Genomic DNA, 23,908 nt, shown 5'->3' on the forward strand with positions numbered 1-23,908 from the left:
CAGCGGGGTAGGCACAGTAGCGACCGCGACCGTCGAAAGGATCGGTGCTGTGCCCACACCCGTGCTGCGCAAGGGGGCGGTGGCCCTGCTCGCCTCGGCCTCCCTCCTGCTGTCCGCCTGCTCGTCCGGCGGCGCCCCGGCGGCCGACGGCTCGTCGTCGCCCTCGGCGGGCGCCACATCGGCGCCGGCGGCCTCCGCGAGCCCGTCGGCGGACCTGGCTCCGGCCAAGGGGTCGGTCGAGGTGGTGAAGACGCTCGCGGACGGCCTCGCCTCTCCCTGGGGCCTCGCGGCACTGCCGGGGGGCGATCTGCTGGTCTCCTCGCGCGACGAGGCGACGATCACCCGGATCGACGGGGAGAGCGGCAGGAAGACGCTGCTCGGCTCGGTGCCCGGGGTCGCGCCCGACGGGGAGGGCGGTCTCCTGGGCATCGCCGTCGCCCCGACGTACGGCGCGGACCATCTGGTCTACGCGTACTTCACCACCGCGTCGGACAACCGCGTCGCCCGCCTCCTGTACGACGAGAAGAAGCCCGCCGGGCAGCAGCTGGGAGCACCGGACACCATTCTGCGGGGCATCCCGAAGGGCTCCATCCACAATGGCGGGCGGATCGCCTTCGGCCCCGACCGCATGCTGTACGTGGGCACGGGCGAGACGGGTGACACCGGCCTGGCCCAGGACAAGTCCTCGGTCGCGGGCAAGATCCTGCGGATGACGCCCGACGGCGAACCGGTGCACGGCAATCCCGAGGGCGACTCCCTGGTCTACACGTACGGGCACCGCAATGTGCAGGGCCTGGCCTGGGACGGTGAGAAGCGGCTCTGGGCATCGGAGTTCGGCCAGAACACCTGGGACGAGCTGAATCTGATCGAGGCCGGCAAGAACTACGGCTGGCCGGACGTCGAGGGCAAGGAGGGCGAGGCCGGGTTCGTCGACCCGGTGGCCCAGTGGAAGACCTCCGAGGCCTCGCCGAGCGGCATCGCGTACGCCGAGGGGTCGATCTGGATGGCGGGGCTGCGGGGCGAGCGGCTCTGGCGGATCCCCCTGTCGGACAAGGCGGACGGTGAGCCGCTGGCCGCCCCCCAGGCGTTCCTGGAGGGGAAGTACGGCCGGCTGCGCACGGTGCTCGCGGCGGGTGGCGACCTGCTCTGGCTGGTCACGAGCAACACGGACGGCCGAGGCGACCCGGAGGCGGGCGACGACCGCGTCCTGCTGCTGAAGGTGCGGTAGGGGCCCGGCGGAAGCTCCCGCACTCCCGGACCCTGCCGGGTCCCGGGAGGCCCCGGCACTCCCGGAGGTCCCAGCACTCCGGACCGGCCGGAAGCGGCCCTCCGGGTCCCGGCCCACGGCGTACGGCCGGAAGCGGCCCGGCCGGGTCCCGGCCCACGGCGTACGGCCGGGAGCGGCCCGGCCGGGTCTCAGCCCACGGTGTACAGCCGGAAGCGGTGCGCGACGGCCGCCGCCTCGCCCCGGCTGGAGACGCTCAGCTTGGCCAGGATGTTGGAGACGTGCACGCTCGCGGTCTTCGGGGAGATGTAGAGCTCCTCCGCTATCCGGCGGTTGGTGTATCCCGCCGCCACCAGCCGGTGCACCTCCTGTTCGCGCGAGGTCAGCCCGAAGGACTCGATCACGTCCACGGCGGCGCCCGGTTCGTCGGAGGGCTCCTCCTCGTCCGCGGCCTCGTCGCCGGCTCCCGCGAGCGCGATCCGGGCCCGGCCCGCCAGCAGTTCGATGCTCTCGGCGAGCGGTCTCGCCCCGAGCCGTGCCGCCACCGCGTGTGCCTCGCGCAGGAGTACAGCCGCAGGTGTCCGCTCGCCGGTGGCGGTGAGGATCGACTCCGCCCAGCGGACCCGGACCTGGGCCAGCTCGTAGGGCCGCTGGAGCGGGCCGAACGCCTCGGCGGCGCGGCGCCAGTGGTCCGGGGTGTCCTCGCCCTCGGCACGGGCGAGCTCCGCCTCGACCAGCACCCCGTAGGCGGCCCACACCGGCACCAGCATGGGCAGTTGCCTCAGATGGGTGCGGACGCGCTCCAGGATCGCGGGCCGGCCGGGATCGGTGGCGGGCAGCCCGCGCGCGTCGGCCTCGGCCGACGCGACGGTGTGCAGGAGCGGCAGGGAGTACCGCTGGGTCCCCGGTGGCAGGCCGATCTCGGACTGCGCCTCGAACGCGGCCCGCGCGTCGGGCAGTCTGCCCTGCTGGGCGGCGAGCGCGACGGCGTGCCGGACGGGGCTGATCAGATGCTGCGGCTGTGGGTCGTGGAGGCCGAGATGGCGGCGGTTCAGGACCAGTTGCTCCTGCGCCTCCTCGAAGTCGCCGCGGGCCAGTGCGAGATCGGCCCGACGGGAGGCGACGAGGCCGTGCGCCTTGCGGGACCTGGCCAGCGGGGCGGCCACGTCGACGGCGGCCCGGCTCTCCTCCCAGTGCCCGAGCGAGAAGTACGACTGGGCCTGGTTGGCCCGCACCCAGGCCTCGGAGTCCGGGAGTCCGTGGGTGTGGCAGATCTCGATGCCGTGGTCGGCGGCCGAGACCGCTTCCAGGGAACGGCCGGTGGATTCGAGCGAGGAGGGGAGGTTGATGCTCGCCCTGCTCATCACGCCGACCAGGTGCAGCTCCTCGGCCCGGTCCCGGACGGCGTACATCTCGGCGAGGCCCTCCTCGACACCGCCCGCGTCGATGGTGAGCCAGCCGCGGGTGAGCCGGGCGTGCAGTTCGATGGACTCCTCGCCGACCAGCCGGGCGTACTCCACCGCCCGGTCGGCGGCCTTCAGCGTCTCGGGCCCGGGCCGGTGCAGGGCGCCCCAGCTGGCGGCCGCCGCCAGGACGTCGGCGTGCACGGCGGAGGGGCTCGTGCCGCGCACCAGGTCCTGGGCGGTGCCCAGTTCCTGCCAGCCGTCACCCCGGGAGAGGCTCTGCATCAGATAGGAGCGCTGCACCCAGAACCACGCGGCGCGCAGCGGGTCCGTGCCCGTGTCCAGGATGCGCAGGGCCTTCTTGGTGAGGGTCAGGGCGCGTTCGCGGTCGCCGCCGAAGCGGGCGGCCACCGCCGCCTCGGCCATCAGGTCGAGGTAGCGCAGTGCGTCGGTACGGGGTTCGCAGCCGCAGGCCGGGTAGACCTCGGCGTAGTCGAGCGGACGCAGGGTGGCCCGCACCTCGTCGGGGACGTCGTCCCAGAGCTCCATGGCCCGTTCCAGCAGCCGGAGTTGCTCGGAGTACGCGAAGCGGCGCCTGGCCTCGACGGCCGCCTGGAGCACGGCGGGCAGCGCCTTGACCGGGTCGTGCGCGGCGTACCAGTAGCTCGCGAGGCGGGCGGCGCGCTCGTCGGCGCGCACGAGGGAGGGGTCGGCCTCCAGCGCCTCGGCGTACCGGCGGTTGAGGCGGGTGCGTTCGCCCGGCAGCAGGTCGTCGCTGACGGCCTCGCGGACCAGGGAGTGCCGGAAGCGGTATCCCTCGCTGTCGGGCGCGGGCAGCAGCAGGTTGGCGCCGACCGCGGCCCGCAGGGCCCCGTCGAGTTCGTCCTCGGCGAGTCCGGCGACGGCGGCGAGGAGCGGGTGCTCGACCGTGGAGCCGCCCTCGGCCAGGACGCGGGCGATCCGCTGGGCGTGTTCGGGCAGGGCCTCCACGCGTACGAGCAGGAGGTCGCGCAGCGAGTCGGAGAGGCCGGAGCTGTCCCCGCCGCAGCACTCCACGCTCCGGGCGAGTTCCTCGACGAAGAAGGCGTTGCCGTCGGAGCGGTCGAAGATGTCGTCGACCAGGGCCGCGTCGGGGAGCACCGCGAGGATGCCGGTGAGCTGCCGGCCGACCTCGGCGCGGCTGAAGCGGTCGAGTTCGATGCGGCGAACCGTGCGGAGCCGGTCCATCTCGGCCAGGAGCGGGCGCAGGGGGTGGCGGCGGTGGACGTCGTCGGCGCGGTAGGTGGCGATCACGACGAGACGGCCGCTGCGCAGGGTGCGGAAGAGGTAGGCGAGCAGATGACGCGTGGAGGCGTCGGCCCAGTGCAGGTCCTCCAGGACGAGGACGACCGTACGGGTGGCGGAGACGCGCTCCAGCAGCCGGGCGGTGAGCTCGAAGAGGCGGGCGGTGCCGTGCTCGTCGTTCGACGCCCGCTCGGCCTCACCCAGTTCGGGCAACAGCCTGGCCAGCTCGCCCTCCTGGCCGGCCACGGCCTCGGCCAGTTCCTCCGGCAGCGCCCGGCGCAGGGCCCGCAGCGCGGTGGCGAACGGGGCGAAGGGCAGGCCGTCGGCCCCGATCTCCACACAGCCGCCGACGGCCACCACGGCCTCACGGCGGCAGGCCGCCGTGAGGAACTCCTCGACCAGCCGGGTCTTGCCGACCCCGGCCTCGCCGCCGATGAGCAGCGCCTGCGGCTCACCCGCGCAGGCGCGGGTGAGCGTCTCGGTGAGCGCGGCGAGCTCAGCGGCCCGGCCGACGAAGACGGGGCTGACGGTATTGGTCTCCACGCCGCTGAGCATCGCATAGGTGTACGACACCCCGGCGCCGGTTTTCTGCCGGGCGTCCACCGCTACGCGGCGTGGACGAAGCCGCTCCGCTCCGCTCCCACCTGCCCTTCGGTGTCTTGGCGGCGTGCCCGGCGGGCGGCACGACGGGCCAGCACGGCCTGGCGGACGGTGCGCTGCTGGTCGGCCCGGCGGATCAGCTCGGCGACGTTGAGCTGGTGGAGTTCGTACGCGTACATGGTCATCTCCCTGGTGTGGAACGCGAGTAGGGGCACGGCTCGTTGCCGTGCCCCTACTCTCGTCCGCCAGGGGGTGCCGCCACATCGGGCGACTGCCGCATCTCTGCGTGCGAGGGGCCTTAGGCCCGGGTGGCGGATGCCTTAGGCGGCTGCCGCCGGGTCCTCAGCCGGCTGCGGAGGGCAGGGAGACGATGAGGTCGAAGTACATCGCCACGGAGATCAGCACGCCGAGCACGCCCAGTGCGACGCCCGCGCGGGCGACGGAGCGGACCCATCCGGCCTGCGGGCGGGCGGAGGGGGCGCCGAAGGCGGGGCGGACCAGGACGAAGACGCCGATGATGAGGGCGAGGAGCGCGAAGAGCCCGTTGACCAGGGCCGTGCTGTGCCAGGCGTCGCCGTAGATCTCGGAGATCTGCTGGGCCGCGCTGCCGCCGCCCGAGGTCTTGATCTGGCCGATCAGGGTCTCGCGCTCGGCGGCGACCCGGCCGGTCCACGCTCCGGTGAGGGAGACGATGCCGAGCCCCGCGGCCACCACGGCCGCGGCACCCGTGCCGGCCCCGGCGGCGGCGGCCGCCTCGGCCTCGGCGTAGGGGTCGGGCTCCAGCTCCGTCTCGATGCCGTCCTCCGCCGCGGCGTCCGTCGCGGCGACGACCATCTCGGTCACGTCCGACGCGGTCACGCCCGGTGCGACGCCCTCCGGGACGGCGTCCTCCTCGGGTGCGGCCTTCTTCGTCACGTCCGGCACGGCGGCGGTCCCGCCCGCTGTCTCCTTCTCCTCTGTGTCGTCTGTGGTCGCGGTCGAGGGGGTGGTGTTCATGCGCCGCACGCTAGGGGTCCCGTATGAGAACCTCCTTAACGCCGGGCGTCACGGTCCTTCGCGGCGCGCCATTCCGGGGCGAGGACGGCCCAGATCTCCTGGTCGTGGCGCTTGCCCCGGTAGGCGTAGGCCTCGCGCAGAACGCCCTCGCGGGTCATGCCGAGCCGTTCGGCCACCGCGATGCTGCGGGTGTTGGCGGAGGAGGCGACCCACTCCACCCGGTGCATGCCGCGCGTGTCGACGGCCCAGTCGATCAGCTTCCGTGCGGCGCGGGTCACCAGGCCATGCCCCTCCCCGGCGGCCTCCAGCCAGCAGCCGATCTCGCAGTTCCCGGCCTCGGCCTCGAATATCCGGAAGAGGACGCCGCCGACGAGCGTGCCCTCCCACCAGATCCCGTAGATCCGTCCGGTGTCGGCGGCCTGCTTGTCGGCGTAGCGCTGGAGCAGCGCACGGGCGGAGGTGAGGTCCGTGGCCGCGGCGGCGAACGGGATCCAGGGGTCGACCAGGGCGCGCGCCCGGTCCGTGTGGGCGAGGAACTCCTCCGCCTGCCAGGGCTCCAGCGGCCGGAGCTCCGCGCCGTCGTTCCCCAGTGACACCGTGAACATGGCTCTCCTCGGTCTGCGCGACGTCCTGTGCCGGTGTGCCGCGACGGGTCAGTGGACGCGCTGCGCGACCTGCCGGTCGAGGCCGTCGGCGCGCTCCTCCGGGATTTTCGCATGCGGTACGGGGCTGTCCGGCGGCTCGATGCTGATCCTCGGCAGCAGCCGGTCGAGGCGGGCGGGCAGCCACCAGTTCGCGCCTCCGAGCAGGTGCATCAGGGCGGGCACGAGCAGGGTGCGCAGGACGAAGGCGTCGAGGGCGACGGCCGCGGCGAGGGCGATGCCGAACATCGCGATGACGCGGTCGCCGCTCAGCACGAAGGCGAGGAAGACCGAGATCATGATCACCGCGGCCGAGTTGATGACCCTGCCGGTCTCGGCGAGGCCGACCCGCACCGACCGGCGGTTGTCCCCCGTCTCCAGCCATTCTTCGTACATCCGGCCGACGAGGAAGACCTGGTAGTCCATGGAGAGCCCGAAGAGCACCGAGACCATGATCACCGGGAGGAAGGGCTCGATGGGGCCCGCGCTGCCGAGCCCGAGGAGCTCGCTGCCCCAGCCCCACTGGAAGACGGCGACGACGACGCCGAAGGAGGCCGCCACCGCGGCCACGTTCATCACGGCCGCCTTCAGCGGTACGGCGAGTGAGCGGAACGCCAGCAGGAGCAGGAGGCAGCCGAGAGTGATCACGACCCCGACGAAGAGCGGGAGCTTGCCGACGATGATGCCGGCGAAGTCGTCGTAGCTCGCCGTCACCCCGCCCACATGGGCCTGGAGCGAGGAGGTCTCCTCGGTCTGCGGCAGGACGTCGTGGCGCAGCCGGTCGACGAGTTCGCTGGTCCGCTTCGACTGGGGCGCGGAGTCGGGGACGACGGTGACGAACGCCGTGTCACCTCCCGCGTTGTAGGTCACCGGACTCACCGAGGCGACTCCGTCGGTGGCCCGCAGCACGGCGGGGAGGCCGTCCAGGGCGAGCCGGTCGTCGGCGCCGTCGAGGCGGGCGGCGATCGTCAGCGGGCCGTTGACGCCGGGGCCGAACCCGTCGGCCAGCAGGTCGTACGCCTGCCGGGTGGTGGCGGTGGCGGGGTCGTTGCCCTGGTCGGAGGTGCCCAGGTGCAGCCCGAGGGTGGGGATCGCGAGGACCGCCATGACGACGGCGGCGACCGCTCCGAGCAGCCTGGGGTGCCGCTCGACGAAGGCGGACCAGCGGACGGCGAAGCCGGTGGGCCGTTCGGGCCGCGGCCCGTGCGCGGCGAGCCGTACGCGCTCGCGCCGGCCCAGCGCCCGCATGCCGATGAAGGAGAGGAGCGCGGGCAGCAGGGTCACCGAGGCGAGGACGGTGAGGACGACGGTGAGCGAGGCGGCGATCGCTACCCCGTTGAGGAAGCCGAGCCGCAGTATCAGCATGCCCAGCAGGGCGACGCAGACGGTGGCTCCCGCGAAGACGACGGCGCGCCCGGTCGTCGCGACGGCGTTCCGCGCCGCCTCGTGCACGGACATGCCGCGTCTCAGTCCACGCCGGTGCCGGGTGACGATGAACAGGGCGTAGTCGATGCCGACGCCGAGCCCGATGAGCATGCCCAGCATCGGCGCGAAGTCGGCGACGGTCATGACATGGCCGAGCAGCACGGTGCCCGCGTAGGCCGTGCCGACGGAGACGAGGGCGGTGGCGATGGGCAGCAGGCTGGCGGCGAGCGAGCCGAAGGCGAGGAAGAGGACGACCGCGGCGACGGCCACACCTACGGCCTCGCCCAGATGGAGGGACGGCGCCCCGGTCCCCGCGACGGCGGTGCCGCCGAGCTCGATCCGGAGCCCGTCGGTCTCGGCCGCCTTCGCGGTGTCGACGACGGCCGCGGCCCGCTCCGGCGGGATCTCGCCGGAGCGGTGGTCGAAGGTGACCGTGGCGTAGGCGGTGCGTCCGTCCTCGCTGATCTGCGCCTGGCCGGTCGCGCCGTAGGGCCCGGCGACATCACCGACCCCGGGCAGCGCCCCGATCGCGTGGAGCGTCCTGGTCATCGTGCGCTCGACGCCGGCGTCCCGGACGGTGGAGTCCGGGGTGTGCCAGACGACGGTGCCGGTGTCGCCCCCGAGGTCCTCGAACCCGGACTGCAGGAGCTCCCCCGCGCGGCCCGACTCGGTGCCCGGGACCTCGTAGTCGTTGGAGTACGAGGAACCCGCGGACACCGCGGCGGCGGCCACGCCCCCGAGGGCGATCAGCCAGATGAGGACAGTGGCGAGGCGGTGCGTGAGACACCAGCGTGCGAGGGCTGCCAACGGAGGTGCTCCTGATGGTTCGTGGAGATTTGTCAGGAGTTGATGGGACAACTCATGGAAAACCTCACATGACCTGAGAACCATCACTCTGACAGCCGATCGCCGTCCTCGGCCGCATTCGTGGCCAGGGTCACACGTACGGACTTCGCGTACGCGAACTCCTGGAGGCGCCCTGGCCACGTCGTGCGCTCAGCCGGTGACGCTCGCCCTGCCGTTCTCGATGTGTCCCATCAGCCGGCGCCTGAAGGAGCTCTCCCCGTCTGCCGTCACCTGGAGGTCGTACCAGCCGTGGGCGTCGGCCGCCGAGTGCACGAGCGTGCGGCTGCGCCCCGGCTTGACCTTCACCGTGCGGCTCCAGTCCCGCAGGTCGTCCTCGTCGACGTAACCGAGCGGCCGGACGGTGTAGGTCAGCGTCCTCCGGCCGTTGTTGCGCAGCGTGAGGTGCAGGTCGCGCTCGTGGGCGTCGATACGGGAGGCGAGCTCGGCCGCGCCGTCGGCCGCTCCCTCGAACTCCCGGCGGAAACCGTTCGGGCCGGTCACCGTGAAGCGGTAGCCCTCACCGGTCAGCGGCACCGTCCACTGCCCGGTGCGCCTGACGTCCTTGTGCTGCGGAGCGGGGAACTCGTTCGCGTACGGGTAGAGCGCGAAGTGCGCGGAGGACCGGCCTGTGTTGCTGAGGGCGACCCGCAGCTCCCCCTCGACGCACCGTGCCTGTGCGTCGGGCTGGTACGGCAGGGGCCTGGCGGGGCGGGTGCCCGGCTCCTGGACGGGCATGTGCTGGACGGCCGGGGGCCTCGGCTGCCAGCGCCCGCCGAACGGCGGGATCGCGGCGGGCGGCTCCGCCTGGGGCTGCCGCCGGGCGCGGGTGAAGTCGAAGGCGGAGGTGAGGTCGCCGGTGACCTGGCGCCGCCAGGCCCCGATGTTGGGTTCCTCCACGCCCGTCCAGCGCTCCAGGAGGCGGATCACTGACGTGTGGTCGAAGACCTCGGAGCAGACGTGGCCGCCGACGGTCCAGGGCGAGACGACCAGCAGGGGGACGCGGACGCCCAGCCCCGTCGGCCTGCCCTCCCACTGCTCCTCGGTCACCTCGGCGGGGGCGACCGGCGGCGGCACATGGTCGAAGAAGCCGTCGTTCTCGTCGTAGTTGACGAGGACGACGGTGTGCCGCCAGACGTCGGGGTGCCTGCCGAGCGCGTCCAGGATCTTGTAGACGACCGTCGCGCTGTGCACCGGCGAGGAGACGCTCGGGTGCTCCGAGTCCACGGCCGACGGGACGAGGTAGGAGACCTCGGGCAGCGTCCCCGCCGCCACGTCCGCGGCGAACGCGTCGGCCAGGGCGCCCGTTTCCACCCGGCGCAGCCCCCGCTCGAACAGGCTGCGCTCGGCCGTCGTCAGGGTGGCCACACCCTCGTCGAGCAGGCCGAGGAGCCGCTCGCGCTCACCCGCGTCCTCCGTCTCGCGCACCGCCGCGTAGAAGGACTCCATGTAGGTGTGCCCGCCGGTCCTCACCAGCGCCTTGCGGGCTATCGCCTTGAAGGTGGTGAAGAACTCGATCTGGTTGTCGGTGAAGTTCTCCCACTCCGTGTACGTCTTCCAGCTCCGCCCGGCCTTCTCCAGCCGCTCCGCGTAGGTGCCCCAGTCGTATCCGGGATGGGAGCCCTCGTCGTAGGCGTCGTTGCCCACGGCCCGCCGGCCGTCCGGCTCGTCGCCCGTCCTCCCGCTCCACAGGTGGTTGCGGTTGGGGCTCGTGGAGGTGTGGATCGAGGAGTGGTAGGCGTCGCAGACGGTGAAGGTGTCGGCGAGCTCGTAGTGCAGCGGGATGTCCCGGCGGTCGTAGTACGCCATGGTCGCGGCGGACTTCGCGGTGATCCAGCCGTTCATCCAGCCGCCCGCCCAGGCCTTGGCACCCCCGTTCCAGGAGTGGTCGAGGGCGCCGATGTACTGGAGGTCCTTCTGCTGGGCCTCGGCCGCCTCGCGCACGGGGAACGGCAGCACGGTGGTCCCCGACGGGCCCGGCTGCTCGAAGACGGACGTGCCGGAGGGGAGTACGACCGCGTTGCGGTCCCCGAAGCCGCGGACGCCGCGCAGGGTCCCGAAGTAGTGGTCGAAGGAACGGTTCTCCTGCATCAGGATCACCACGTGCCGGATGTCCTTCAGCCCTTCACCACCGGACGTCCCGCCGGTGGCATCCGCGGCGATGGCCGCTTGGAGCGACGGGGGAAGAAACGATCCCGCCGCCGCGGCGCCGAGTGCGCCGCCGCCGAGCGCGAAGAGCCGCCGCCGTGACATGTCCGTGGTCAAGTGAGCCTCCCGGTTCCGTATCTACGGCGGAAACTAGTCAGCCCGGATGGCCCGCGGAAGACGGCGGCGGGGCCTGCCGGTGAACGTGACGACGGCCGCCAGGTGACGCGAAGGGGCGGTGCACCCAGCCACGGGCGCACGGCCGCCGGGTGACGCGAAGGGGCGGTGCACCCGGCCGCGGGCGCACGGCCGCCGGGTGACGCGAGCGGCGGTGCACCCGGCCACGGATGCACGGCCGCCGGGTGACGCGAAGGGGCGGTGCACCCGGCCACGGGTGCACCGCCCCTCAGGCGTACGGGGATCAGCCCTCGACGCCGAGCTTCTCCAGGATCAGCTCACGGACGCGCGCCGCGTCCGCCTGGCCCCGGGTCGCCTTCATGACGGCGCCGACCAGCGCGCCCGCGGCGGCGACCTTGCCGCCGCGGATCTTGTCGGCGATCGCCGCGTTGGCCGCGATCGCCTCGTCGACCGCCGTGCCCAGCGCGCCCTCGTCGGAGACGACCTTCAGGCCGCGCTTCTCGACGACGGTGTCCGGGTCGCCCTCGCCCGCGAGGACGCCCTCGAGGACCTGACGGGCCAGCTTGTCGTTGAGGTCTCCGGCCGCGACGAGCTCGGCCACCCGGGCGACCTGCGCCGGGGTGACGGGCAGCTCGTCCAGGCTGCGGCCGGTCTCGTTGGCGTTACGGGCGAGCTCGCCCATCCACCACTTGCGGGCCTGGTCGGACGGGGCGCCCGCGTCCGTCGTGGCGACGATCAGGTCGACCGCGCCCGCGTTGAGGATGGACTGCATGTCGTGCTCGCTGACACCCCACTCCTCCTTCAGCCGCTTGCGGCGCAGCCGGGGCAGCTCGGGAAGCCCCTTGCGGAGCTCCTCGACCCAGTCGCGCGCGGGGGCGACCGGCACCAGGTCCGGCTCGGGGAAGTAGCGGTAGTCCTCGGCGTTGTCCTTGATGCGGCCGGCCGTGGTGGAACCGTCCTCCTCGTGGAAGTGCCGGGTCTCCTGCACGATCGTCCCGCCGGAGTTCAGCACCGCGGCGTGGCGCTGGATCTCGAAGCGGGCGGCGCGCTCGACGGAGCGCAGCGAGTTCACGTTCTTCGTCTCGGAACGCGTGCCGAAGGTCTCGGTGCCGTTCGGGCGCAGCGACAGGTTGACGTCGCAGCGCATCTGGCCCATCTCCATGCGGGCCTCCGAGACGCCGAGCGCCTTGATGAGCTCGCGGAGCTCGGCGACGTACGCCTTGGCGACCTCCGGGGCGCGTGCGCCCGCTCCCTCGATCGGCTTGGTGACGATCTCGATGAGGGGGATGCCCGCGCGGTTGTAGTCGAGCAGCGAGTGGGAGGCGCCGTGGATGCGGCCGGTGGCACCGCCGACGTGCGTCGACTTGCCGGTGTCCTCCTCCATGTGCGCGCGCTCGATCTGCACGCGGAAGATCTCGCCGTCCTCCAGCTGGACGTCCAGATAGCCGTTGTAGGCGATCGGCTCGTCGTACTGGGAGGTCTGGAAGTTCTTCGGCATGTCCGGATAGAAGTAGTTCTTCCGGGCGAAGCGGCACCACTCGGCGATCTCGCAGTTCAGCGCGAGCCCGATCTTGATGGCGGACTCGACGCCGATCTCGTTGACGACCGGGAGCGCGCCCGGCAGTCCGAGGCAGACCGGGCAGGTCTGCGAGTTGGCGTCCTGCTTGAGCTCGGTGGAGCACCCGCAGAACATCTTGGTCTTGGTGCCGAGCTCGACATGGACCTCGAGGCCCATGACGGGGTCGTACGTCGCGAGGGCGTCCTCGTACGACTCCAGGTCAATGACAGTCACGGTGAAACTTTCCCTCTCAGCCCAGCAGGACGTCGTCGTCGCCGAGACGCTTGAGTTCGCGGTAGAGGATCGCGAGTCCGGTCACGATCGCGGCGGCGGATACGGCGGCGTCGATCAGCCGCAGCGTGTCGTCGTCCTGGCGGGCCATCTTCACCTGCTTGTAGACGCTGAGCGCGCCGAAGGCGGTGGTGCCCATGGACACGTACGCGCCGGTCTTGGACTTCTTGAAGTTCTTGGCCTTCTTAGCCATTGCACTCATAGCGACGGAGCCTCCTCAAGCAGCGGGTGTCCCCACCTTTCCACGAAGGCGGCCTCGACGGCGGCTCCGACCTTGTACAGCCGGTCGTCCTTCATGGCGGGGGCGATGATCTGCAGCCCGACCGGCAGCCCGTCCTCCGGCGCCAGGCCGCAGGGCAGCGACATGGCGGAGTTGCCGGCGAGGTTGGTCGGAATGGTGCACAGGTCCGCGAGGTACATCGCCATCGGGTCGTCGGCGCGCTCGCCGATCGGGAAGGCGGTGGTGGGTGTCGTCGGCGAGACGATGACGTCCACCTGCTCGAACGCCTTCTCGAAGTCCCGCGTGATGAGCGTGCGGACCTTCTGCGCCGAGCCGTAGTACGCGTCGTAGTAGCCGGAGCTGAGCGCGTACGTGCCGAGGATGACGCGGCGCTTGACCTCGTCGCCGAAGCCGGCCTCGCGGGTGAGGGCGGTGACGTCCTCGGCGGAGCGCGTGCCGTCGTCGCCGACCCGGAGGCCGTAGCGCATGGCGTCGAACCGCGCGAGGTTCGAGGAGCACTCGGACGGCGCGATCAGGTAGTACGCCGAAAGGGCGAGGTCGAAGGACGGGCAGTCCAGCTCGACGACGGTGGCGCCGAGGGACTTCAGCAGCTCGACCGACTCGTTGAACCGCTGGACGACGCCGGCCTGGTAGCCCTCGCCCGCGAACTGCTTGACCACACCGACGCGCATGCCCTGCACGGAGCCGTTGCGCGCGGCCTCGACGACCGGCGGGACGGGGGCGTCGATCGACGTCGAGTCCATCGGGTCGTGCCCGCCGATGGCCTCGTGGAGCAGCGCCGCGTCCAGGACCGTACGGGCGCAGGGGCCGCCCTGGTCGAGGGAGGACGAGAAGGCGACCATGCCGAAGCGGGAGACGCCGCCGTAGGTGGGCTTGACACCGACCGTGCCGGTGACGGCGGCGGGCTGGCGGATGGAGCCGCCGGTGTCCGTGCCGATGGCGAGCGGGGCCTCGAAGGACGCCAGCGCCGCAGCGGAGCCACCGCCGGAGCCGCCCGGGATGCGGGTGAGGTCCCAGGGGTTGCCGGTCGGGCCGTAGGCGCTGTTCTCGGTGGAGGACCCCATGGCGAACTCGTCCATGTTGGTCTTGCCGAGGATGACGACGTCGGCGGCCCTGAGCTTCTTGGTGAGGGTCGCGTCGTACGGCGGGACCCAGCCCTCGAGGATCTTCGAGCCGACGGTGGTCGGCATGTCCTGCGTGGTGAAGATGTCCTTGAGCGCGAGCGGGACTCCGGCCAGCGGGCCGAGCTTCTCGCCCGCCTCGCGCTTGGCGTCGACGGCGCGGGCCTGCGCGAGCGCGCCCTCGCGGTCGATGTGCAGGAAGGCGTGGACCTTCTCGTCGATGGCGTCGATCCGGGCCAGGTGGGCCTCGGTGACCTCGACGGCCGTCAGCTCGCCGGAGGCGATCCTCGCGGCGATCTCGGCCGCGGTGAGCTTGATGATGGTGCTGATGTCCGTCATGGCTGTTAGTCCTCCCCCAGGATCTGCGGCACCTTGAAACGCTGCTGCTCCTGGGCCGGGGCGCCGGAGAGCGCCTGCTCGGGGGTGAGCGACGGACGGACCTCGTCCGCGCGCATGACGTTGGTCAGCGGCAGCGGGTGGGAGGTCGGCGGTACGTCTTGGTCGGCGACCTCGGAGACGCGGGCGACCGCGCCGATGATGTCGTCGAGCTGACCGGCGAAGTGTTCGAGCTCTTCGCCCTTCAGCTCCAGACGCGCCAGCCGGGCGAGGTGGGCGACCTCCTCGCGCGTGATGCCAGGCATGCAGCGATCCTCAGGGTTCGGTGTGTGTGGTCTTGGCCGGGGGCCGGTGTGTGCCACCGGCCCCCAATCCTATGGGGTCGCGGCCCACTGCCCCGCCTGCTCCCTCACCCCCGGCCCCACGATCCCGGTCCTGCCGCGCCGGGTCCGCCCGCCGATCGAGGACAAAACGGTCGCGGAGCGCCCGCGCGGGCATCGCCCGTCCTCCCGCCGGCCGCGGGAACGGCCCCGGTCAGGCCGTCGCGGGACCGGAGACCGCGCGCCCGGCGGGCCGCTGCTGCTGCTCCGTCTCGGGCTGCATCGCCACGGCCGCCCTGGCCGCCGCCTCCAGCTCGGCCGGCCTGCGCCAGCCGTGCTCGCCGCGTGCCCGGAGCCAGGCGGTCGTCTCCTGCGGCGGCATCGCGGCGGCGACGAGCCATCCCTGCACCGCGTCGCAGCGCAGGTCCCGCAGCCGCTCCCAGGTCTCGTCGTCCTCGACGCCCTCGGCCACCACCAGCAGCCCGAGCGAGTGGGCCAGGTCGATGGTGCAGCGGACGATCTCCGCGTCCTCGTTGTCCACGGCCAGCCGCGCCACGAACGAACGGTCGATCTTGAGCTCGCTGACCGGCAGCTTGCGCAGGTGGACCAGTGAGGAGTAGCCGGTGCCGAAGTCGTCGAGGGACATCTTCACGCCGTGCCCCGTCAGCCCGGCGAGGGTGTCGGCGGCCCGCTGCGGGTCCTCCAGCAGGACGTGCTCGGTTATCTCCAGCTGGAGCGCCCCGGCCGGGACGCCGTGCCGGGCCAGCCGGGCGGCGACGCTCCCCGCGAAACCGGGGGTGTGGACGTCGCGCGGCGAGACGTTGACGGCGACGGGCACGAACAGCCCCTGCGCGCGCCACCGGGCGACCTGGGCGAGCGCGGTCTCCAGCACGTACTCGGTGAGGTGGGGCATCAGCCCGGAGGACTCCGCGATCGCGATGAACTCGTCCGGGGGGACCCTGCCGCGCTCGGGGTGCACCCAGCGCACGAGCGCCTCGAGGCCGGCCACCTGGCCGTCGAAGCGGACCTTCGGCTGGTAGTGGAGCTCGACCTCCCTGGCGTCCAGGGCGCGGCGCAGGTCGCCCAGCAGGCCCAGCCGGTCCGGGGTGTTGCTGTCCCGCTTCGACTCGTACACCTCGACGCCCGTGCGGTCGCGCTTGGCCTGGTACATCGCCACGTCGGCCCGCCTGAGCAGCCCTTCGGCGTCGAGCGCGTGGTCGGGGTGGACGGCGACCCCGGCGCTGGCCTCCAGGACCAGGGTGAGCCCGTCGAGGTCGAGGGGCGAGGAGAGCTCGGCGACCAGATGGCGGGCGACGCGCTGGGCGCTGGTGGTCGAGTCGGCCGTCGGCAGGAGTACGGCGAACTCGTCGCCGCCCAGCCGCGCGGCCTCCGCACCGCGCGGCAGGGCCAGCCGGAGGCGCTCCGCTATCTGGAGCAGGAGCCGGTCCCCCGCCAGATGGCCGAGGGTGTCGTTGACGGCGCGGAAGCGGTCGAGGTCGATGAGGACGAGGGCGGACCTGGTGCCGGTGCTCCCCGCCTCCTCCAGCGCCGTCCACGTTCTCTCCAGGAGCCACTGGCGGTTGGGCAGACCGGTCAGCGGGTCCCGCAGCTGCTCCTCGGCCCGCGCGCGGGCGATCCAGAGCGTGGAGTCCAGGGCGATCAGGGGTACGGCGAAGAGCGGCAGCAGGACGGGCATCGCCGAGGCCACCACGCAGATCAGGGGGGCGATGCCGAGCAGGGCGACCGCGACGAGGCACTGGCGCAGCAGCGCGGTGCGCGCGACCGTCGTGAGCCCTCCGGTCTGGGAGGCCCTGGCGTACCAGAGGAGTACACGGGTGACGAGGAGATACACGCCGGCGGCGAGCACCACCTCGGGCACGGCGTCGATGCCCCAGTGGAGCGGCCGCCAGGGGGTCTCGACCGTGGGTACGTCACCGAAGGCCGCCAGGACGAGCGCGGCGGCCCCTATGCCGAGTATGTCGACCGCGCCGTGCAGCAGCCCCTGCCACCAGCGGTGCCGCCTGGCCGTGCCGACGAGCACCACGACGACGAGGCTGACGAGGCCGGCGGCCACCCAGCCGTAGAGCAGCAGTACGGCGAGGGTGAGGGCGGCGCCGGAACCAGTGCCACCCCACCAGCGGTCACGCCCGAGGGCGACCAGATGGCCCACGATGATCCCGGTGAGCAGGGCGAGCGACCAGCCCGCCGTGCCGTCCGGGAAGAGTGCGTGGCCGTCGCGGACCGTTCGGTAGAACCCGGTCGCGAGCTGCACGGCGGCGACCGCCACGACGACGGCTCCCACTTTTGACGTGAGGCCCGCGAAACCCTGCAGCCGCGACACCACTGCGGCGCTCTCGGTCGGTTTCATTCCGTCCCTCTCACAGCCGGCGGTGCCGATGTCACACGGTGGCCCCCGCTCCCATGCCACCACGACCCAATTCCCACCACGCGGCCGGGCACGGCAGGTGCTCGTTCAACAGTAGGCCGCCGAGGGCCCGCGCGGGCAGCGCTCTGCAGCTCTTGCCCGAATGCGGACCTCGCCTCCCTGACTGTCTGGTATGCGCCGAACGGGTGGTGCGGGCGGGCCGGACGGGGGCCGTGGCCCCCTGTTGCCCCGCCTCGTCCGCTTACTTCCCCGCCCGCGCACCGCCACGCGTCGCCGGTGTCTCGATCGCGCCTCGATCAGGCCTCGGCGGGAACAGCGGCCTCCCGGGCGGCGTCCGGGCCCTGTTCGAGGAGCACGGCGAATCCGTCCTCGTCCAGGACGGGCACCTTCAGCTGCATCGCCTTGTCGTACTTCGACCCCGGGTTGTCCCCGACCACGACGAAGGAGGTCTTCTTCGAGACGGACCCGGTCACCTTCGCGCCCCGGCTCTGGAGCGCGTCCTTGGCGCCGTCCCTGGTGTGGCCGGTCAGCGTGCCGGTGACGACGACGGTCAGCCCCTCCAGCGGACGCGGCCCCTCGTCCTCGCCCGCGCCCTCGTCCTCCATCCGGACCCCGGCCTCGCGCCACTTGCGCAGGATCTCGCGGTGCCAGTCCTCGGCGAACCACTGCTTGACCGACGCGGCGATGATGGGCCCCACCCCGTCCGCCGCCGCGAGCTCCTCCTCGGACGCCTCGTCGATCCGGTCGACGGAGCGGAACTGACGGGCCAGCTCCACAGCTGCCACCGGGCCGACATGGCGGATCGAGAGTCCCGTCAGAATCCGGGCGAGGGGCGCCTGCTTGGCCGCCGCGATGCCCTCCAGCATGCCGAGGGCGTTCTTCTTCGGCTCGCCCTGCTGGTTGGCGAAGACCGTGGCGATCTTCTCCTCGCCGGTCTTCGGGTCGCGCCTGGGAAGCCCGCTGTCGGGGTCCAGGACGTACGCCCGGATCGGCAGCAGCTGCTCGACCGTCAGCCCGAAGAGGTCGCCCTCGTCCAGCAGGGGCGGCTCGGCGGGCTCCAGCGGCTTGGTCAGGGCCGCCGCGGCCACATAGCCGAAGTGGTCGATGTCGAGGCACTTGCGGCCCGCCAGATAGGCCACGCGCTCCCGCAACTGGGCCGGACAGGAGCGGGCGTTGGGGCAGCGGAGGTCGATGTCGCCCTCCTTCATGGGGCGCAGCGGCGTCTCGCACTCGGGGCACCGGGACGGCATGACGAACTCCCGCTCGCCGCCGTCCCGCAGGTCGACGACCGGCCCGAGGATCTCCGGGATGACGTCGCCCGCCTTGCGGAGTACCACCGTGTCGCCGATGAGGACGCCCTTGGCCTTGACGACGTTCTGGTTGTGCAGGGTGGCGAACTCGACCTCCGATCCCGCCACGAGGACCGGCTCGACCTGCGCGTAGGGCGTGACCCGGCCGGTGCGGCCGACGCCCACCCTGATGTTGACCAGCTTGGTGTTGACCTCCTGCGGGGCGTACTTCCAGGCGATCGCCCAGCGGGGAGCGCGGGAGGTGGAACCCAGCCTGCCCTGGAGCGGGATCTCGTCGAGCTTGACGACGACGCCGTCGATCTCGTGCTCCACGGAGTCACGGTGCTCGCCGAAGTACCTGATGAACTCCCGCACCTCGTCGAGGGTTTCGACCACCTTGTTGTGCCGGGCGGTCGGCAGGCCCCACTCGCCGAGCAGGCCGTACGCCTGGGAGAGCCGGTCGATGTCGAAGCCCTCGCGGGCTCCGATGCCGTGCACCACCATGTGGAGCGGGCGGGTGGCGGTGACCTTGGGGTCCTTCTGGCGCAGTGATCCCGCCGCAGCGTTGCGCGGGTTGGCGAAGGGCTTGTCACCGGCCTCGACCAGCCGGGCGTTGAGTCCCTCGAAGGCCTCCATGGGGAAGAAGACCTCGCCGCGGATCTCGACGAGCGCGGGAATCCTGTCGCCCTTCAGGCGGTGCGGGATCTCGGCGATCGTACGGACGTTGGGGGTGATGTCCTCGCCCGTGCGGCCGTCACCCCTGGTCGCGGCGCGGGTCAGCCGGCCGTGCTCGTAGGTGAGGTTGACGGCGAGGCCGTCCACCTTGAGCTCGCACAGGAAGTGGTAGCCGCCCCTGCCCACGTCCTTGGCGACGCGCTCCGCCCAGGCGCCGAGCTCCTCGTCGTCGAAGGCGTTGTCCAGCGAGAGCAGGCGCTCGCGGTGCTCGACGGAGGTGAACTCCGTGGTGTACGGGCCCGCGACCTTCTGGGTGGGCGAGTCCGGGGTGCGCAGCTCGGGGTGCGCCTCCTCGATGCCCTCCAGCTCGCGCATCAGCCGGTCGAACGTAGCGTCGTCGACGACCGGCTGGTCCTTCACGTAGTACCGGAAGCGGTGCTCCTCGATCTGCTCGGCGAGGAGTGCGTGCTGTTCCCGCACCTCCGCCGGCACACCCGTCAGCTGCTGCGGCTGCTCTTCGCCGGCCATCGTCCGTTCCTCCCGTTGCCCCGTCGAAAACCCGACCCCGTCACTCAGGGTTGTCTGCGAGCGACCTCGCGGCCCGGGCGCAGTGGGCGAGCGCGGCACGTGCGTAGGCGGGGGATGCTCCCGCCAGCCCGCACGAGGGGGTGATCACGACGGACTCGGCGAGAGTCCCCGGATTCAGCCCCAGCCTGCTCCACAACGTCCTGACCCCCATGACGCTACCGCCCGGGTCCGACAATGCCGTCGAGGCGCCGTCGAGACCGGGGACGACGCCGAGGAAGAGCTGGGTGCCGCCCTCGACGGCTTCCCCGATCGCGTCCTCCTCACGCTCGGTGAGCAGTGAGAAGTCGAAGGAGACCGCGCCCGCCCCGGCGCGGCGCAGCAGCGCGAAGGGCACCTCGGGGGCGCACGAGTGGACGGCTGTCGGCCCGTCGCCGTTCACTGCGAGCAGCTCGCGCAGCGTGCCCTCGACGACCTGGCGGTCCACCGCGCGGTAGGTGCGGTAGCCGCTGGCCGACCTGACCCGCCCCAGCAGCACGGCGGTCAGGGAGGGTTCGTCGAGCTGGAGCACGACCTCGGCGCCGGGGACCCTGCGGCGCACCTCGGCGAGGTGGGCGCGCAGTCCCTCGGCCAGCGAACCCGCCAGGTCACGGCAGGCGCCGGCGTCCGCGAGCATCGCCTCACCGCCGCGCAGCTCCAGCGCGGCGGCCAGGGTCCAGGGGCCGACGGCCTGCACCTTGAGCGGGCCCTCGTAGCCCTGGGTGAACTCCTCCAGCGCGTCGAGGTCCTCGCCGAGCCAGGAGCGGGCCCTGCGGGTGTCACGTCCTGGCCGGTCGCTGATCCGCCAGCCGCTGGGCTCGACATGGCCGTACATCTCGACGAGCAGGCCGACGGTCCGGCCGATCATGTCCGCTCCGGGGCCCCGGGCGGGCAGTTCCGCCAGGTACGGCATGCCCTGGCCGTCGGCGAAGGACCCGGTGACGGTCTTGGCCGCCTCCCGGGCGTCTCCCCCCGGCATGGAACCGATCCCCGTCGCCGCGCTCCCGCTGAAACCGCTCTTCTCGCTCACGCGCAAAGCCTACGGGCCCGGGACCACGGGTTCTCAGCGGCCGGGGCGCACCGTCAGGTCGTTGATCTCGGCGTCCCTCGGCAGGTCGAGCGCCAGCAGGATCGTGGTGGCCACCGACTCGGGGTCGATCCAGTGCGAGGCGTCGTACTCCTTGCCCTCCTGCTGATGGACCTTGGCCTGCATGGGGCTGGCGGTGCGGCCCGGGTAGACGGAGGTGACCCGGACCCCGTTGCCGTGCTCCTCGTGGCGCAGCGAGTCGGCGAGCGCCTTGAGGCCGTGCTTGCTCGCGGCGTACGCGCCCCATCCCGCGTGCGCCGCGAGCCCCGCGCCGGAGTTCACGAAGACGACGTGCCCCTTGGCGACGCGGAGCTGCGGCAGCAGCAGGCGGGTCAGCTCGGCCGGGGAGACCAGGTTGGCGTTGAGCTGGAAGTGCCAGGCCTTGGGGGTGAGTTCGCCGACGCCGCCGAGCTCGACGACGCCCGCGATGTGCAGCAGGGAGTCGAGGCGCTCGGGCATCGGCTGCTGGCCGAACGCCCAGGAGAGGCGGTCGGGGTTGCCGAGGTCGCCGACGAGCGTGGTGGCCCCGGGGTGCAGCGCGGCCAGTTCCCTGGCGCGTCCCGCGTCCCGGGCCAGCAGCACGAGCTCGTCGCCGCGCTCCAGGAGGCGGCGCGCGACGGCCGCGCCGATGCCGGAACCCGCGCCGGTGATGAGGTGAGCAGTCATGCCCTCATGCTCGCATCACTGGTGGCCGGCGGACTCCTCCAGGTAGGCCAGCGCCCCGACGCCGTCCTTGGCGAAGAAGACCAGGTCGGTGAGCGGGAGCGGCAGGAAGCCCTCGTCCTCCATGCGCTGGAACTGCTGGCGCAGGCCGTCGTAGAACCCGGCGGTGTTCAGCAGGACGACGGGCTTGGTGTGCTTGCCGTGCTTCTTGAGCTCCAGGATCTCCGTCGCCTCGTCGAGCGTGCCCGTCCCGCCGACCATGATCACGATCGCGTCGGACTTCTCCAGGAGCAGCGCCTTGCGCTCGGCGAGGTCCTTGGCGATCACCATCTCGTCGGCGTTCGTCCGGGCCTTCGCCGCCAGGAAGTCCACGGACACCCCGACGAGCCGCCCGCCGGACTCCTGCACACCGTCGGCGACGACCTTCATCAGCCCGCTCTCCGACCCGCCCCACACCAGGGTGTGCCCGCCGCGGCCCAGCAGCTCGGCGAATTCGCGGGCGGGCACGGTGTAGCGGTCGTCGAGGTCGGCGGCGGAGAGGAAGACGCAGATGTTCATACGGACACCGTACGGCCGTCCTCCGGGGCGGGAAGAAACCGGGCTCCCGGACGGCTGAAACGGATATGACCTCCGCCACAGGACACACCATCACCGTCGGGCCCGAGGACGTGCGGGTGCGCGCCGTGCACGACGGGCAGGTGCTCGCCGAGAGCCGCCGCCCGCTGGTGCTGCGCGAGACGGGCTGTCCCGACCGCTACTACCTGCCGCCCGAGGACGTCCGCACCGGTCTGCTGACGCCGTCGGACACCCGGACGCACTGCCCGTTCAAGGGAGACGCCTCGTACTGGTCCGTGCCGGGGGCCCAGGACCTCGTCTGGAGCTACCAGGAGCCCAAGGAGCACGTCGCGGCGATCAAGGGGCACTTCTGTTTCTACGTCACCGAGGTCGTCCCCGGCTGACCGTCAGAAATATTTCTCCGCCCGGGCGATGAGTTCCGGGCGGCCCGGCAGTCCCCTCTCACATGGACAAGACTCTCTCCCGTGACGGCACGTCGATCGCGTACCGCCGCCACGGCGACGGGCCGCCGGTGATCCTGGTCGGCGGGGCTCTGAGCACCGCCGCCGACGAGGCTGCTCTGGCCGCTCTGCTGGCTCCGCGCTTCACGGTCGTCACGTACGACCGCCGGGGCCGTGGCGCCAGTGGTGACGGCGGGCCGTACACGGTCCGCCGCGAGATCGAGGACCTGGCTGCGGTCGCGGAGCGGGTGGGCGGGCCCGTCTCGCTGTTCGGCATGCTGGCGGGCGGGGCGCTGGCCCTGGAGGCGCACGCCGCGGGGCTGCCGGTGGAGCTGCTCGCGGTCTACGAGCCGCCGTACACCCCGGGCACCGCCGGTCTGCTCACCAAGTCGCGCGGCACGGCGCGGCTGCACCGGCTGCTGGCGGCCGGTGACCGGGGCGGCGCCGTCGAGCTGTATCTGTCCCGCACCGGGGTGCCGGAGGCGGTGATCGCCCGTATGCGCGTGGCCCCGCTGTGGCGAGGTCTGGAGGCGGTGGCCCACACCCTCGCCTACGACGACGTGCTGCTGGGCGACGGGTCGGTCCCCGCCGCGAGGTTCGCCTCCCTCACGGCACGCACCCTGGTGGTGACGGGCGGCTTCAGCACCGCGCAGGCCCGGGGGACGACCCGCGCCCTCGCCGCCGCGATCCCCAGGGCCAGGCACCGCACCCTGACCGGCCAGACCCGCGAGGTCGCACCCCATGTGATCGCGCCGGTGCTGGCGGACTTCTTCGGCCGGGACGTGTTCGCCGGCCGGGTGTCCCCATGACTTCGCGCGGGCCAGGTCCGTACAGGGGTCGGACCTGGCCCGCGCGGGAGGAACGTCGGACCGGGCACTGGGGTGGCACTACCGGACGGCTCCCCGCCACAACCCGGGTTCGGTCCGTGCAAATACCTCTTCGCGCGCGTCGGCATCCGGCAGGACGAGGCGGACCTGACGGCGGAACGCCGCGCCGTGCCCGTCCACCCGCAGATGGCAGAGCTCGTGGACGAGCACAAGATCCACCAAGGCCGACGGCAGTTGCATGACTGCCCAATGCACCCGGATGAGTCCGTCCTGATCCCGCGCGCCCCATCGGCGGCCGAGGTCGCCTACCTGAATCCCAGAGGCTACGACGCCTGTGCGAGACGCGTACGACGGGAAGCGGGCGGACAGCCAGCGAGTACCGCAGACCTCGTACCACTCAGCGATCCTGCGCGCCCCGTCTTCCGCACTGTCGGTCCGCGGCACCTCCAGCCAGCCACGCCGCATGCGCACCCGCTGCTCGGGGGCCGGCGGCACGGTCTTCAGCCGGTACCGGCGGCCCAGGTAAGAAAAGCTGGCGCCGCCGATCAGTTCCTTGACAGGTTCCGCTGGGCGGAGCTGTCTTCGCCGCACTTCGAGTGCGAGACGCGGCAGTCTCGACCTGACGGCCTCCGCGACAGCTGTGGGATCCGCGTTCGGCGGGACGGCGAACAGAACCTCACCGTCGTCCGCGACATCGATACCCAGAGTGCGCCGCCGGGGTCGGACAACGACGTGCCACACCCAGTCCCGAGGCACGGGAAGGCCTGCGATCGCCTGCTGGACGGGAGTGCTCACGGCCCCTTCCTACCAGCCGGTCCCGGTACACGCCCGCGC

General features: G+C 72.4%; 19 protein-coding genes. 3 read left to right on the forward strand and 16 right to left on the reverse strand.

Features of this window, described 5'->3' with window-relative positions; translation table 11 throughout:
* Positions 1-49: 49 nt before the first annotated feature.
* Positions 50-1,228, forward strand: coding sequence for a PQQ-dependent sugar dehydrogenase (locus tag ACWCQM_RS01285; protein WP_450913318.1), 1,179 nt, complete (start codon positions 50-52; stop codon positions 1,226-1,228).
* 188 nt (positions 1,229-1,416) lie between these two features.
* Here the strand turns inward: ACWCQM_RS01285 and ACWCQM_RS01290 are convergent, their stop codons facing one another.
* From ACWCQM_RS01290 to ACWCQM_RS01360, 15 genes are all read right to left on the reverse strand, one after another.
* The gene (locus ACWCQM_RS01290; protein WP_450913631.1) at positions 1,417-4,467 is read right to left on the reverse strand and encodes a helix-turn-helix transcriptional regulator; all 3,051 of its coding nucleotides are present in this window, start codon (positions 4,465-4,467) and stop codon (positions 1,417-1,419) included.
* Positions 4,468-4,517: 50 nt separating this feature from the next.
* A complete protein-coding gene (locus ACWCQM_RS01295) occupies positions 4,518-4,697 on the reverse strand; it encodes a hypothetical protein (protein WP_450913319.1) in 180 nt (59 codons plus the stop codon).
* 157 nt (positions 4,698-4,854) lie between these two features.
* Positions 4,855-5,508 (reverse strand): hypothetical protein, encoded by a 654-nt coding sequence (locus ACWCQM_RS01300; RefSeq protein WP_450913320.1) that lies wholly within the window; start codon positions 5,506-5,508, stop codon positions 4,855-4,857.
* 35 nt (positions 5,509-5,543) lie between these two features.
* Positions 5,544-6,113 (reverse strand): GNAT family N-acetyltransferase, encoded by a 570-nt coding sequence (locus ACWCQM_RS01305; RefSeq protein ID WP_450913321.1) that lies wholly within the window; start codon positions 6,111-6,113, stop codon positions 5,544-5,546.
* Between the two features lie 48 nt (positions 6,114-6,161).
* Positions 6,162-8,381 (reverse strand): MMPL family transporter, encoded by a 2,220-nt coding sequence (locus ACWCQM_RS01310; protein ID WP_450913322.1) that lies wholly within the window; start codon positions 8,379-8,381, stop codon positions 6,162-6,164.
* A 189-nt stretch (positions 8,382-8,570) separates the two neighbouring features.
* A complete protein-coding gene (locus ACWCQM_RS01315; RefSeq protein WP_450913323.1) occupies positions 8,571-10,682 on the reverse strand; it encodes a phosphocholine-specific phospholipase C in 2,112 nt (703 codons plus the stop codon).
* A 301-nt stretch (positions 10,683-10,983) separates the two neighbouring features.
* A complete protein-coding gene (gatB, locus tag ACWCQM_RS01320; protein ID WP_267079859.1) occupies positions 10,984-12,492 on the reverse strand; it encodes an Asp-tRNA(Asn)/Glu-tRNA(Gln) amidotransferase subunit GatB in 1,509 nt (502 codons plus the stop codon).
* A gap of 16 nt (positions 12,493-12,508) precedes the next feature.
* Complete coding sequence (locus ACWCQM_RS01325) at positions 12,509-12,751, reverse strand: hypothetical protein (RefSeq protein ID WP_450913324.1); 243 nt, start codon at positions 12,749-12,751, stop codon at positions 12,509-12,511.
* The gene (gene gatA / locus ACWCQM_RS01330) at positions 12,748-14,250 is read right to left on the reverse strand and encodes an Asp-tRNA(Asn)/Glu-tRNA(Gln) amidotransferase subunit GatA (RefSeq protein ID WP_450913325.1); all 1,503 of its coding nucleotides are present in this window, start codon (positions 14,248-14,250) and stop codon (positions 12,748-12,750) included. Before gatA ends, ACWCQM_RS01325 begins: the two co-directional genes overlap by 4 nt.
* 5 nt (positions 14,251-14,255) lie before the next feature.
* Complete coding sequence (gene gatC / locus ACWCQM_RS01335) at positions 14,256-14,552, reverse strand: Asp-tRNA(Asn)/Glu-tRNA(Gln) amidotransferase subunit GatC (RefSeq protein WP_014153935.1); 297 nt, start codon at positions 14,550-14,552, stop codon at positions 14,256-14,258.
* Between the two features lie 229 nt (positions 14,553-14,781).
* On the reverse strand, positions 14,782-16,935 hold the full coding sequence (locus ACWCQM_RS01340; RefSeq protein ID WP_450913326.1) for a putative bifunctional diguanylate cyclase/phosphodiesterase: 2,154 nt from the start codon (positions 16,933-16,935) through the stop codon (positions 14,782-14,784).
* Between the two features lie 314 nt (positions 16,936-17,249).
* Entirely contained in the window at positions 17,250-19,445 is a 2,196-nt protein-coding gene (gene ligA, locus ACWCQM_RS01345; protein ID WP_450913327.1) for an NAD-dependent DNA ligase LigA, read from the reverse strand.
* 40 nt (positions 19,446-19,485) lie between these two features.
* Positions 19,486-20,511, reverse strand: coding sequence for a methionine synthase (locus tag ACWCQM_RS01350; RefSeq protein ID WP_450913328.1), 1,026 nt, complete (start codon positions 20,509-20,511; stop codon positions 19,486-19,488).
* 33 nt (positions 20,512-20,544) lie between these two features.
* Positions 20,545-21,234, reverse strand: a complete 690-nt coding sequence (locus tag ACWCQM_RS01355) for an SDR family oxidoreductase (protein WP_450913329.1) — start codon at positions 21,232-21,234, stop codon at positions 20,545-20,547.
* A gap of 15 nt (positions 21,235-21,249) precedes the next feature.
* Entirely contained in the window at positions 21,250-21,789 is a 540-nt protein-coding gene (locus ACWCQM_RS01360) for an LOG family protein (protein WP_450913330.1), read from the reverse strand.
* A gap of 65 nt (positions 21,790-21,854) precedes the next feature.
* Between ACWCQM_RS01360 and ACWCQM_RS01365 the strand changes: the two genes are divergently transcribed.
* Together ACWCQM_RS01365 and ACWCQM_RS01370 are read left to right on the forward strand one after the other, a co-directional pair.
* Positions 21,855-22,190 (forward strand): DUF427 domain-containing protein, encoded by a 336-nt coding sequence (locus ACWCQM_RS01365; protein WP_450913331.1) that lies wholly within the window; start codon positions 21,855-21,857, stop codon positions 22,188-22,190.
* A 62-nt stretch (positions 22,191-22,252) separates the two neighbouring features.
* Positions 22,253-23,056, forward strand: a complete 804-nt coding sequence (locus ACWCQM_RS01370; protein ID WP_450913332.1) for an alpha/beta fold hydrolase — start codon at positions 22,253-22,255, stop codon at positions 23,054-23,056.
* 78 nt (positions 23,057-23,134) lie between these two features.
* Here the strand turns inward: ACWCQM_RS01370 and ACWCQM_RS01375 are convergent, their stop codons facing one another.
* Positions 23,135-23,869, reverse strand: a complete 735-nt coding sequence (locus tag ACWCQM_RS01375; RefSeq protein WP_450913333.1) for a M48 family metallopeptidase — start codon at positions 23,867-23,869, stop codon at positions 23,135-23,137.
* Positions 23,870-23,908 lie beyond the last annotated feature (39 nt).

The organism is Streptomyces sp. NPDC002125, from assembly GCF_053593715.1.

Coding starts and splice junctions, on each gene's coding strand:
- ACWCQM_RS01290 (WP_450913631.1), bottom strand. CDS start 4,467: ATGCTCAGCGGCGTGGAGACCAATACCGTCAGCCCCGTCTTCGTCGGC.
- ACWCQM_RS01295 (WP_450913319.1), bottom strand. CDS start 4,697: ATGACCATGTACGCGTACGAACTCCACCAGCTCAACGTCGCCGAGCTG.
- ACWCQM_RS01300 (WP_450913320.1), bottom strand. CDS start 5,508: ATGAACACCACCCCCTCGACCGCGACCACAGACGACACAGAGGAGAAG.
- ACWCQM_RS01305 (WP_450913321.1), bottom strand. CDS start 6,113: ATGTTCACGGTGTCACTGGGGAACGACGGCGCGGAGCTCCGGCCGCTG.
- ACWCQM_RS01325 (WP_450913324.1), bottom strand. CDS start 12,751: ATGAGTGCAATGGCTAAGAAGGCCAAGAACTTCAAGAAGTCCAAGACC.
- gatA (WP_450913325.1), bottom strand. CDS start 14,250: ATGACGGACATCAGCACCATCATCAAGCTCACCGCGGCCGAGATCGCC.
- gatC (WP_014153935.1), bottom strand. CDS start 14,552: ATGCCTGGCATCACGCGCGAGGAGGTCGCCCACCTCGCCCGGCTGGCG.
- ACWCQM_RS01340 (WP_450913326.1), bottom strand. CDS start 16,935: ATGAAACCGACCGAGAGCGCCGCAGTGGTGTCGCGGCTGCAGGGTTTC.
- ligA (WP_450913327.1), bottom strand. CDS start 19,445: ATGGCCGGCGAAGAGCAGCCGCAGCAGCTGACGGGTGTGCCGGCGGAG.
- ACWCQM_RS01355 (WP_450913329.1), bottom strand. CDS start 21,234: ATGACTGCTCACCTCATCACCGGCGCGGGTTCCGGCATCGGCGCGGCC.
- ACWCQM_RS01360 (WP_450913330.1), bottom strand. CDS start 21,789: ATGAACATCTGCGTCTTCCTCTCCGCCGCCGACCTCGACGACCGCTAC.
- ACWCQM_RS01365 (WP_450913331.1), top strand. CDS start 21,855: ATGACCTCCGCCACAGGACACACCATCACCGTCGGGCCCGAGGACGTG.
- ACWCQM_RS01370 (WP_450913332.1), top strand. CDS start 22,253: ATGGACAAGACTCTCTCCCGTGACGGCACGTCGATCGCGTACCGCCGC.